Source organism: Streptomyces sp. NBC_00083 (genome assembly GCF_026343295.1).
Classification (GTDB): domain Bacteria; phylum Actinomycetota; class Actinomycetes; order Streptomycetales; family Streptomycetaceae; genus Streptomyces.
Map to the genome: position 1 here is coordinate 64,209 of NZ_JAPELY010000001.1, position 11,121 is coordinate 75,329.

Consider the following 11,121-nt stretch of genomic DNA (forward strand, 5'->3'; position numbering starts at 1 on the left):
GCCCGGAAACCGCGCGGAGGCCGACTGACGTCTATGGAACGCCGGATGACAGATCCTGTCCGCCCGTCCCGCCCACCCCGCCCCCTCCGCCGCCCGAGGAGCACCCCCGTGCAGACCCCCGCCGCCACCCGCTACCTCTACCTCGCCCGGCACGGTGACGCCGGGCACGAAGGGCCCGTGCTGACCGACGCGGGGCGGCGTCAGGCGGCGCTGCTCGGGCGGCGGCTCGCCGGGGTGCCGCTGGCCGCCGTGCACCACGGTCCGCTGGGCCGGGCCGCCGAGACCGCGCGGCTGGTCGCCGCCGAGCTGGACGGGGTGGCCCCGACGGAGGCCGCCTGGGCGGGGGACTACGTGCCGTACTGGCCGCGGCGCGACGAACTCCCGCCGGCCCACGCCGAGGGCATCCTCGGCTTCCTCGGCGATCCCGGGCCGGGGGAGCGGGAGGCGGGGGAGGCGCTGCTCGCGGAGGCGGTGGCCCGATGCACCGGGCCCGTGGAGGGGAGCGGGCCGCGCCACGAGCTGGTCGTCACCCACACCTTCCTCATCGGCTGGCTGGTGCGGGCCGCCCTCGACGCCCCCGACTGGCGCTGGGCGGGGCTCAACCACGGCAACGCGGCGCTCACCGTCATCCGGTACGCCCCCGGCAGGCCCGCCTCCGTCCTCCTCTTCAACGACCTGGCCCATCTGCCCGCCGAGCTGAAGTGGACCGGGTTTCCCGAGCGGTTCGCCACCGAGTTCGGGCAGTACGCGGTGTGAGCCGCCGTGGCCGGACGGCGCCCGCCGGGGCTACTTCGCGTCCGAGTAGCGCTCCACGATCGCCGTCGTGAACGGGAAGCGCACCGGTGTGTCGCCGAACGTGATCCGCCCGGCCAGCTCGCCGGCCTCGCGGATCGCCTTCGCCACCACGTCGGCCTCGTCGGCGGGGCAGTGCACGATCACCTCGTCGTGCTGGAAGAAGACCAGCTCGGCCCGGAGCCCGGCCGCGGTGATCGCCCGGCGCAGCGCGGCGAGCAGCAGCAGCGCCCAGTCGGCGGCGCTGCCCTGCACCACGAAGTTGCGGGTGAAGCGGCCTCGTGCGCGGGCGTCCCGCGAGGCGTAGCCGTAGGTGAACTCCCCTCCTGAGGAGCCGGGTTGGGGCTCGGCCTCCTGGGGGATGCCGGCCTCGTCGGATTCGCCCGCGCCGAGCGCCGGGGGGCTGGTGCGGCCGAGCCAGGTGCGGACCAGGCGGCCCTCCTCGCCGGCCTTCGCCGCGTCGTCCACGTACGCCACCGCGAGGGGGAAGCGCCGGCGCAGGGCCGCCAGGTTCTTCAGGCCGTCGCCCGAGGTCTGGCCGTAGATGGCGCCGAGCAGGGCCAGCTTGGCGTGGTTGCGGTCGCCGGAGAACGCCCGGTCGGACAGCGAGGTGTACAGGTCGCCGTCGTGGCCGGCGACCTCCATCAGGCCGGGGTCGCGGGAGATCGCGGCGAGCACCCTGGGCTCCATCTGGTCGGCGTCGGCGACGACCAGGCGCCAGCCCGCGTCGGCGACGACCGCCTGCCGTATCACCTTGGGGATCTGCAGGGCGCCGCCCCCGTTGGTGGTCCAGCGGCCGCTGACGGTGCCGCCCGGGGTGAACTCGGGGCGGAAGCGGCCCTCGCGCACCCAGTCGTGCAGCCAGCTCCAGCCGTGCGCGGTCCAGATCCGGTACAGCTTCTTGTACGCGATGAGGGGCTCGACCGCCGGGTGGTCGAGCTCGGCCAGCTCCCAGCGGCGGGTCGACTTGATGCGCATCCCGGCCTCGCCGAACGCCTTCACCACGTCGGCCGGCAGGTCCGGTCTGACCCGGCGGCCGAAGGCCGCCGACACCTGGTCGGTGAGCTCGGCGAGCCGGCGCGGCTCACCGCCGCCCCCGGTGCGCGGCGAACCGCTCGCGTAGCGCTCGCCCAGCAGCCCGTCCAGGAGCTCGCGGTGCACATCGGCGCGCCAGGGCAGCCCCGAGCGGTGCATCTCGGCGGCGACCAGCATGCCGGCCGACTCGGACGCGGTGAGCAGCCGCATCCTGGCGGGGTGTTCGGCGCGGTCGTGGCGGCGCTGCTGCTCGGCGTACACCTCCAGGAGCGCCTCGAAGGGGAGGCCCGCGGTGGAGCGCGGCTCGAACTCGAAGAGGGAGGACTGCGAGCCCGGTTCGGCGGCCCTGGGCGGCGGGTCGGGCGGCACGGGCCGGTTGCGGAGCCGGGCCCAGGAGGCCGCCGCCGAGCGGGGTTCGCCGTAGCGGCCCTCGTGGCCGAGGAGGAGCAGCTCGGCGTCCTCGATGTCGTAGCACCGCTCGATGCGGGCGCCCGCGGCGAGCAGCCGGGGGTAGATCTCGGCGGTGGAGCGCCACACCCAGCGGCCGACGTGCGGGCGCGCGAGGACGGCGGCCGTCAGGTCGGGCTCCTCAAGGATCCCGCCCAGCGGCAGCCCGTCGTCGCCGAGGGGCGCGAGCCGTGCTCCGCCGCCCTCGGTCGCCTCGATGGCCCACCGGTCCCACCGTTCGTTCACGCGATCGAGTCTGGCATCCGGCACTGACAACGGCCCGCCACCACGACAGCGACCCGCGCCGCGAGCACCACCGCGGTCACCACCGCGGTCACCCCCACGACCGCGGGCGCCTACGCCACCGTGTGCAGCAGTGCCGCCGCCTCGCCCCGGGAGCTGACGCCCAGCTTGGCCAGGATGTTGGCGACGTGGAACTTCACCGTCGACTCGCTGATGTGCAGCGCCTCGGCGATCGCGCGGTTGCGGTGGCCCCGGGCGAGATGGCCGAGCACCTCCGTCTCGCGCGGGTGCAGTTCGGACAGCGGGTCGAGGCGGGGGCCCGGCGCGGTGCCGAGCGGCAGGGCCGCGGTGACGGTGGTGCCCCAGCCGGGCAGCGCGTCCACGGTGAGGGTGCCGCCGAGCGCGGCGAGGCGCTGGGCGATCCGGTGGGTGTCGAGTGCGGCGCACGCCGGTTCGCCGGGCCCGTCGTCGCGTACGGACGCGATCAGCCGGCACTCCGCGATGCGCCAGCGGACGTGGACGCGGCGCACACCGTCCTGTCCGGCCTGGGCGAGGACGAGGGTGCGGACGGCGGCGCGGGCCAGGTGGGCGATCTCGGCCGGGACGGGCTTCTCGGCGGTCTCCGCCTCGGGCGGCGCGACCTCCAGGCGCACCTCGCAGTGGCGCAGCAGCGGTCTGAGGGAGTCGGCGAGCCGGGTGAAGGCCTCGCCGGCGGGTTCCTCGGTGAGCTGGTGGTCGCGGTCGGCGGTGGCGCGCAGCGCGACCAGCGCGGACGCCGCGAGGTCGACGGCGCGGGCGCGGGCGTCGCGGTCGTCCAGGCTCCGGGCGCGCAGCACGCCGAGCAGGGCGGTGAGCGCGGCTTCGTGGGCCTCGCCCAACTCGGCGATGACACGGGCGCGTTCGGCGGCTGTGGAGCGTGACTGGGCGAGCGCGCCGGGCACCGCCTCGATGGAGATGCGGGCGCGGTGGCCGCTCGCCAGGTCCCACAGGTGCTGCACGGTCGTCGCGTCCTGGGCCGTCAACTCGGGGCCCGTGCCGGTGCGTACGAGGACGAGCAGGGGCGGCTGCGCGGCCATCGGCGCGGCCTCGCTCGCGGCGGCGACCACGGCCCGCTCCACGCCGCCGATGACGGCCGTGCCCTGCCACACCTGGCCGGGGGTGACGAGCGGGGCGAGCGCCTGGAGCTCGGCGGCGGTGATCCGCCCGGCCGTGGCGGTCTCGCCGCGCGGGCCGGCGGGTGTGTGGGCGCCGGTCTCGCCGTGCGGGGCGCCGTGTGTCTTGAACGGCGAGTGGGCGCACTGCCCGGACAGTTCGGCGGCGACGGTGTGCGGGACGAGCGGGGCGGTGGCCGCGGAGAGGATCGGCAGGATCCGGTCCAGCGGGGCGCGCACCAGCTCAGCGGCGTGGGCGAGCGCGGCGGCGGTGTGCGCCGGGTCGGCGGCGCGGGGTGCGGTGCGGCTCGTGCGGGGCTCCATCGCCTCAGCGTACGGTCGCCGCGGCCGCCGGCGCCCCGCCTTGTGGCCAGGTCGAACCGGCCGGAAGGCGGGCCGGTCCGGGGCGGGCCGGCACGGACGCTTGAGCCAGGGCGCCGAGGCCAGCGCGGTGACGATGCGAGGAGTGCTGTGATGGAAGCGATCGTGTACGAGCGGTTCGGCGGGCCGGACGTACTGTCCTTCACCGAGGCCGACAGGCCGGAGCCGGGCCCCGGCCAGGTGCGGGTGAAGGTGGCGGCGGCGGGCGTCAACCCCGTCGACTTCCGTATCCGCAACGGCTGGATGCGGGCCAAGTTCCCGGTGACCTTCCCGATGATTCCGGGGCTCGAAGTGGCGGGTGTCGTGGACGCGCTCGGCGAAGGTGTCACCGCGTTCGCGGTCGGCGACGAGGTGTTCGGTCACTCCGACACCGGCGCCTACGCCGAGTACGCCCTCGCCACTCATGTCGTGGCCAAGCCGGCCGCCCTCGCCTGGGAGCAGGCGGTCGCCCTTCCGGTGGCGGGCGAGACCTCGGAGCGGGTGCTGCGGCGGCTCGAACTGGCCGCAGGGGAGACCTTGTTGGTCCACGGCGCGGCCGGCGTGGTCGGCTCGGTGGGGGTGCAGCTCGCGGTGGCCCGCGGTGCCACGGTCATCGGTACCGCGTCCCTGGACAACCACGCCTTCGTGCGTGAGCTGGGGGCGGTCCCGGTGGCGTACGGGCCCGGTCTGGTCGAGCGGGTGCGTGCGCTCGCCCCGCAGGGCATCGACGCCGTGTACGACGCGGCCGGCAAGGACACGCTGCCCGACTCGGTCGAGCTGCGCGGCGGCACCGCGTCGCGCGTCGTCACCATCGCCGCGCTGGACGCCGCCGAGCACGGCGTCGAGTTCAGCGGCGCCGCCCTGGCCGACCCGGAGCCGGTCTACGAGGCCCAGGCCCGCCTGGTCGCCGAGGGCCGGCTGCGCATCCGGCACGCAGAGACGTTCCCGCTCTCCGAGGCGGTCAAGGCCCTGGAGCTGAGCGAGGGCGGCCACGCGAAGGGCAAGCTGGTCCTCATCCCCTGAGGCCCGGCGGGCGCGCGCTCACCCGGTGCGGGCCGCCGCGCGGTAGCGGCCCGGCGTCGTGCCGTACTGCCGGCTGAAGGCGTGCGAGAGGGCGTAGGGGGTGCTGTAGCCCACGCGCCGGGCGATGGCGTCGAGCGCGTCGGGGGTGGTGCGCAGCAGCGCCGCCGCGCGGGTCAGGCGCCACCAGGTGAGGTACGCCATCGGGGCGCGCCCCACCAGGGTGGTGAAGCGGCGGGCGAGGGTGGCCCGTGACACGCCGACGTGGGCGGCGAGCCCGTCGTTGCTCCAGGGCCGCGCGGGGTCGTCGTGCAGGGCGTGCAGGGCGGCGGCCACCGCCGGGTCGTGGAGCGCGGCCGGCCAGCGTGAGGTGGTGCTGTCGGCCATCCAGGCCCGTACGAGGTAGACGAGGAGCAGGTCGAGCAGGCTGGGCAGGGCGATCGCCGCGCCGGGCCGGGCGGAGCCGACTTCGCGGCCCAACAGGTCGATGGCGGCGCGCAGTTCGTGGTGGTGGCCGACCCGGTTGGGGATGTGCACGACGTCGGGCAGGTCGGCGAGGAGCGGGTGGGTGTGGTGCCGGTCGAGCCGGTACTTGCCGCACAGCAGTTCCGTGTCGCCCTCGCCGTCGGGGGAGTTGGCCGCTCGGTGCGACCACTGGGCGAAGTCGACGGCCCGTGCGAGCGCCGCCGGACCGGCGGGGTGGTCGGCGATGACGTGTCCGCTGCCGTGCGGAAGGAGCACCGCGTCGCCGGTGTTCAGGGCGAGCGCCGTTCCGCCTTCGGTCCGCATCCAGCAGCCGCCCTCCAGGACGACGTGGAAGCCGGCGCCCTCGTACGGGTCGAGCCGGGCGCACCACTGGCCGCCCACCCGCAGCCGGGTGGAGGAGGGCTGCCCCACCCGTACCGCGGAGATCGCGTCGCTCACCAGATCCATGCGGCCAGCCTACCGCCGGGTCGCCCGTGGGTGAGGTGTTCGCGTATCCAGATGAGCCGGGAGAGCATTGGGTGTCTCATGGCGAACTGTCTAGAGTCGTGGCGACGGACAGTGAGCGGAAGGCGGCAGGGCATGCGGAGCATCACGCTGGGCGAGGTCGAGGTCATCCGGGTCGTGGAGTGGGAGGGCACCTTCGGGCCGGCCCGCGCGATCGTGCCCGAGGCGGGGATCGCGACGTGGGAGGAGCAGGAGGAGATGCTCGCGCCGCACTTCTGGGAGCGCGGGAGCGACCGGTGGATCGGCGCCCTGCAGACGTGGGTGCTGCGCAGCGGCGGGCGGACCGTGCTGGTGGACACCGGTGTCGGCAACGGCCGCGAACGGCCCGGCATGCCGATGTTCCACCACCGCGACACCGATTTCCTGGGGCAGTTGGCGGCGGCCGGGGTGCGGCCCGAGGACGTCGACGTCGTCGTCAACACCCATCTGCACGCCGACCACGTCGGCTGGAACACGGTGGCGGCGGGGCCCGGCGCCTGGGTGCCGGCCTTCCCCCGCGCCACCTACCTCATGCCGGCCGCCGACCACTTCCACTTCGACCCGGCGAACGGCCGCGACCTGCGCGTGGACGACGTCGAACTCTTCGAGGACAGCGTGGCGCCCGTGGTGCGGGCCGGGCAGGCCGTGCTGTGGGAGGGCGAGTACCGCATCGACGAGAACCTCGTCCTGGAGTCCGCGCCCGGCCACACCCCGGGCTCCTCCGTGCTGCGGCTCGCCTCCCGCGGCGAGCGGGCCGTGTTCGTGGGCGACCTGCTGCACAGCCCCGTACAGATCGCCCACCCGGCGCACAACAGCTGCTTCTGCGAGGACGAGGCAGGGGCCGCCGCCACCCGCCACCGCGTCCTGGGCCGCGCCGCCGACGAGCGCGAACTCGTTGTGCCGGCCCACTTCGGCGGCCCCGGCGCCTTCGAAGTGCGGCGCGAGGGCGGCCGGTTCGCGGTCCAGGCGTGGGCCTCCTACAGCGCGTAACGCGCGCCGCTCTCCCAGGCGCCGTGCAGCGCGGCGGCGAACGCGGCCGCCAGCTTGTGCTCGCCGCTGGGGCCCGGATGCGTTCCGTCGTAGGTGTCCGTGCGGATGTCGTAACTGTCGGGGACCGCGGCGAGTATCAGCGGCGATGCCGCCGTGTCGAGGTCGGCGACGGCCTTGGCGAGCAGCACGTTGAACAGGTCGACCTCGGCGGCGAACGCGGCGTCGTCGCGGGCCCGGATGTTCGGGATGACGGGCAGCGCCACCATGCGTACGCGCGGGTTGGCGGCGCGGGCGCCCGCGACGAACGCGCGCACGTTCGCGGCGGTCTGCTCCGCGTCCGTGTAGAACCCGAGGTCTATCAGGCCGAGCGAGACCAGCAGCACGTCCGCCCGGCTCTCCGCGACGGCCGGCCCGATCAGCGGCGCCATGTGCAGCCAGCCCTCGCCCCAGCCCGCGAGGTGGCGGCGGGCCGCGGCCGGGAAGTCGGGGGCGGCGTAGTCGTGCGAGACGGGCGCCCCGGCCGCCGGGTCGTACAGCGCGGTGCGCGGCCCGACGATCTCGTACGGGCCGTCGAAGGACGTTTCGAGGTGGCGCCACATGCGGTAGCGCCAGGTGAAGTCGCCGGGGCACCCGATGGTCATGGAGTCACCGACGAAGAGAAAACGCATGGGGGTCATCATTACCGATCGGTACGCCGGCGGCGACGTGACGGTCGACACCCCGACGGGCGGGGCGGGCCAGGGAGACTGGGTCCATGCGTTCGCTTCTGAGAGTGTGCGGGACGGCCGGCCTCGTCCTGCTGTGTGCGGCGGGTCCGGCCCTGGCCGACGACGGCGGCTTCACCATCAAGGATCCCCGGATCAAGGAGTCCAGCGGGCTCGCCGCGAGCCGCGCCCACCCGGGCATCTACTGGACGCACAACGACAGCGGCGACGGGCCGTACGTCTACGCCGTCGACGCGAAGACCGGGCAGACCGTCGCGCGGATCACCATGGCGGGCGTGGGCAGGCCGCGTGATGTGGAGGCGATCTCGATCGGGCCCGACGGCGACCTCTATGTCGGCGACATCGGCGACAACCTGGACGGCTCCTGGAACCACGTCTGGATCTACCGCTTCCCCGAACCCGCCGAACTGCGGGACCAGACGGTCAAGGCGACGCAGTACGACGTCCGGTACGCCGACGGGCCGCGCAACGCGGAGGCGCTGATGGTCCACCCCAGGACGGGACGGGTCTACATCGCCTCCAAACGCGAGAGCGGCGGCGGCCTCTACGAGGGCCCCGCCACCCTGTCGTCCTCCGGTACCAACGTCTTCCACCGGGTCGGCGAGGTGCCGTGGGTGACCGACGGCGCGTTCTCGCCGGACGGTACGAAACTGGCGCTGCGGGGCTACTTCGCGCTGGCCGAATACGCCTGGAAGGGCGGTGCGGGCGACCCGCTCGGCGACTGGCACGCGGTGCCCGGCACGCCGGTGCAGGGGCAGTCGGAATCGGTGACCTACACCCCGGACGGCTCGGCCCTGATGGTCGGCTCCGAGGGCGCGGAGAGCGGCGTGGTCCGCGTCCCCCTCAAGGAGGACGGCGCCAAGTCGGGCGCGGGGGGCGGGAGTTCCACCGGATCGGGTGATGGCGCGCAGAAGGGGAACTTCATGGTCGGCGCGATGGTTCTGGCGCTCGCCACCGCGCTGGCGCTGGGTGCGAAGCGCGTGCTGCGGCGGCCGAGGAACGGCTGAGGGGCGCCGGGGCGGGGGCGGGGGCCCGCGGTGTGCGCCGCGGGCCCCCGGTCGTGCGGCGGCGCCGGCCCGCTCGTGCGGCGGGCGCCGGCCGGGTCGGGCGGTCAGCGTTGGCCGCCCGGACACTCCTTCCACGCCAGGTGGTAGATGGTCTGGATGTCGCCGTCGGTGGAGTCCATGGCGATGAAGCTGTTGGCGTGCGGGTCCGAGGTGCCCGCGCTGGCGCGCAGCTCGGTGTTGATGTTGAAGTTGCGCTGGACGCCGCAGGGGGCCCACACCAACTGGCCCCAGTCGGTGGTGTCGTTGGCCTGCCAGTCGTCGTCGTAGGGGCCGGAGAAGGGGTGCGTTCTGCTCGCCGTGTCCGACGAGCCCTGGAAGTAGTACGAGGCCTTCTGGGTGGCGCTCGCCCCGCTCTCCAGGTGGGCGTAGCCGCGGTAGTCGGCGCTCGCCACGGCGTAGGTGAAGCCGGAGGGGACGTGCACGATCAGGTTGAGCTGGCAGTTCTTGCGGAAGTCGGTCGGCTTGGCGCCGGCGCCGACCTGGGCCAGGTACTGGCTGTAGGTGACGGTGAAGGCGGTGTTGTCGGGCGACACGGCGACCGCGGCGGTGCCGATGGGGCAGCCGGAGCCGTTGACGGTCGCGATCTCGATGACGATCTTGTCGGGCGGGGCGGTGATGCCGGTCGCGGCGGGCGCGGCCTGTGTGAAGAGCGACGAGGCGAGGAACGCCGCGGTGGCGGCGCCTGCGAGAAGTGCACCGGGCATGGGGTGATGCTCCGATCGGTTGTCGGTGGCCTTGCGGAACGTGGGGAGTCCAGCCGTACGTCCATGCCGTCGCGGGCGCCGGTGCGGTGGCGCCGCGCGACTAGTTGAGACATGGACATGTCAAACGTTCGGATCGGTCCGGCCGTGCTGCGAAGCGCCGGGCCGCCTTGGATGCTAGGGACCAACTCCCTTGCGGAATAGGGCGGTTATCGGCCGCTGTGGCACGCACGAGGGCCCGGCACCAGAGCGGTGCCGGGCCCTCACAAGGCGGGTGTGCCCCGGGTCAGAGCTGCTCGATGACGTAGTCGACGCAGGCCGTCAGGGCCTGGACGTCCGCCGGGTCGATCGCCGGGAACATCGCGATGCGCAGCTGGTTGCGGCCCAGCTTGCGGTACGGCTCGGTGTCGACGATGCCGTTGGCGCGCAGCGCCTTGGCGATCGCGGCGGCGTCGATGCCCTCCGCGAAGTCGATCGTGCCGATGACCTGCGAGCGCTTCGCCGCGTCCGTGACGAACGGGGTGGCGTGCTTGGAGTCCTCGGCCCAGCCGTACAGGGCGCTCGACGACGCCGCGGTGCGCGCCGTCGACCACGCGAGACCGCCCTGGCCGTTGATCCACTTCAGCTGCTCGTTGAGCAGGAACAGGGTGGACAGGGCGGGGGTGTTGTACGTCTGGTTCTTCAGCGAGTTGTCGATCGCGGTCGGCAGCGAGAAGAACTCCGGAACGTGCCGGCCGCTCGCGTGGATGCGCTGGGCGCGCTCCAGGGCGGCCGGCGAGAACACCGCGAGCCACAGGCCGCCGTCCGAGGCGAACGACTTCTGCGGGGCGAAGTAGTAGACGTCCGTCTCGGTGATGTCGACGGGCAGACCGCCGGCGCCGGAGGTCGCGTCCACGAGGACCAGGGCGCCCTCGTCGGCGCCGGCCACGCGCTTGATCGGGGCGGCGACACCGGTCGAGGTCTCGTTGTGCGTGAACGCGTACACGTCCACGCCGGCCTCGGCCTTCGGGTCCGGGTGGGTGCCCGGGTCGCTGCTGATGACGGTCGGCTCGTCCAGCCAGGGCGCGAGCTTGGCGGCCTTGGCGAACTTGGAGGAGAACTCGCCGAAGTTCAGGTGCTGGGACTTGGTGTCGATCAGGCCGTGCGTCGCCACGTCCCAGAACGCGGTGGAGCCACCGTTGCCCAGGATCACCTCGTAACCCTCGGGCAGGGAGAACAGGTCGGCGACGCCCTGGCGCACCTCGCCGACCAGGTTCTTGACCGGGGCCTGGCGGTGGGAGGTGCCGAGCAGGGAGGTGCCGGTGGCGGCCAGGGCGTCCAGCGCCTCGGTACGCACCTTGGAGGGGCCCGCGCCGAAACGGCCGTCGGCGGGCTTCATGTCAGCGGGAATCTGGATCTCAGCCACGGTCGCGAGCGTAGCCGGTTCCGGTGTGTCCGGGGTGCCGGGTCCGCCCGGTGAGACGGTCCCCACAACCCGCGGGGCTCCGCCCCACTGAACGCGACCGGTCGGCTCCGGGTGCCCTACGTCTTTAGGGGCGCGGGGAACTGCGCGGGTGCCCCAGCACGGTCCGCACCCGAGGTCCGGGGGTCGGGAGGATGCCCCACCCCGCCCCTTCCCTAA

General features: G+C 74.2%; 10 protein-coding genes. 4 read left to right on the forward strand and 6 right to left on the reverse strand.

Annotated features, from left to right (window positions below; genetic code table 11):
• The first annotated feature begins 108 nt into the window (after window positions 1-108).
• Entirely contained in the window at window positions 109-756 is a 648-nt protein-coding gene (locus OOJ98_RS00275; protein ID WP_267052570.1) for a histidine phosphatase family protein, read from the forward strand.
• Window positions 757-786: 30 nt separating this feature from the next.
• Here the strand turns inward: OOJ98_RS00275 and OOJ98_RS00280 are convergent, their stop codons facing one another.
• Both OOJ98_RS00280 and OOJ98_RS00285 read right to left on the reverse strand, forming a co-directional pair.
• Window positions 787-2,520 carry a bifunctional 3'-5' exonuclease/DNA polymerase gene (locus OOJ98_RS00280; protein ID WP_267052571.1) on the reverse strand — a complete coding sequence of 578 codons (1,734 nt, stop codon included), beginning with the start codon at window positions 2,518-2,520 and terminating at the stop codon, window positions 787-789.
• 110 nt (window positions 2,521-2,630) lie between these two features.
• The gene (locus OOJ98_RS00285; RefSeq protein WP_267052572.1) at window positions 2,631-3,992 is read right to left on the reverse strand and encodes a response regulator transcription factor family protein; all 1,362 of its coding nucleotides are present in this window, start codon (window positions 3,990-3,992) and stop codon (window positions 2,631-2,633) included.
• Between the two features lie 150 nt (window positions 3,993-4,142).
• Here OOJ98_RS00285 and OOJ98_RS00290 point away from each other — a divergent pair, with 150 nt between their 5' ends.
• Complete coding sequence (locus tag OOJ98_RS00290) at window positions 4,143-5,051, forward strand: NADP-dependent oxidoreductase (RefSeq protein ID WP_267052573.1); 909 nt, start codon at window positions 4,143-4,145, stop codon at window positions 5,049-5,051.
• An 18-nt stretch (window positions 5,052-5,069) separates the two neighbouring features.
• On the opposite strand, the gene OOJ98_RS00295 is transcribed toward OOJ98_RS00290, so the two are convergent.
• Window positions 5,070-5,981 (reverse strand): AraC family transcriptional regulator, encoded by a 912-nt coding sequence (locus tag OOJ98_RS00295; RefSeq protein ID WP_267052574.1) that lies wholly within the window; start codon window positions 5,979-5,981, stop codon window positions 5,070-5,072.
• Between the two features lie 132 nt (window positions 5,982-6,113).
• On the opposite strand from OOJ98_RS00295, the gene OOJ98_RS00300 reads away from it, so the two are divergent.
• The gene (locus OOJ98_RS00300) at window positions 6,114-7,007 is read left to right on the forward strand and encodes an MBL fold metallo-hydrolase (protein ID WP_267052575.1); all 894 of its coding nucleotides are present in this window, start codon (window positions 6,114-6,116) and stop codon (window positions 7,005-7,007) included.
• On the opposite strand, the gene OOJ98_RS00305 is transcribed toward OOJ98_RS00300, so the two are convergent.
• Entirely contained in the window at window positions 6,995-7,675 is a 681-nt protein-coding gene (locus tag OOJ98_RS00305; protein WP_267052576.1) for a GDSL-type esterase/lipase family protein, read from the reverse strand. The genes OOJ98_RS00300 and OOJ98_RS00305 overlap by 13 nt on opposite strands.
• An 86-nt stretch (window positions 7,676-7,761) precedes the next feature.
• Here OOJ98_RS00305 and OOJ98_RS00310 point away from each other — a divergent pair, with 86 nt between their 5' ends.
• Window positions 7,762-8,739 carry a WD40 repeat domain-containing protein gene (locus OOJ98_RS00310; RefSeq protein WP_267052577.1) on the forward strand — a complete coding sequence of 326 codons (978 nt, stop codon included), beginning with the start codon at window positions 7,762-7,764 and terminating at the stop codon, window positions 8,737-8,739.
• Window positions 8,740-8,843: 104 nt separating this feature from the next.
• Here the strand turns inward: OOJ98_RS00310 and OOJ98_RS00315 are convergent, their stop codons facing one another.
• Together OOJ98_RS00315 and serC are read right to left on the reverse strand one after the other, a co-directional pair.
• The gene (locus OOJ98_RS00315) at window positions 8,844-9,503 is read right to left on the reverse strand and encodes a DUF4360 domain-containing protein (RefSeq protein WP_267052578.1); all 660 of its coding nucleotides are present in this window, start codon (window positions 9,501-9,503) and stop codon (window positions 8,844-8,846) included.
• A 283-nt stretch (window positions 9,504-9,786) separates the two neighbouring features.
• Window positions 9,787-10,905 carry a phosphoserine transaminase gene (gene serC / locus OOJ98_RS00320; protein WP_267052579.1) on the reverse strand — a complete coding sequence of 373 codons (1,119 nt, stop codon included), beginning with the start codon at window positions 10,903-10,905 and terminating at the stop codon, window positions 9,787-9,789.
• Between the last annotated feature and the right edge of the window lie 216 nt (window positions 10,906-11,121).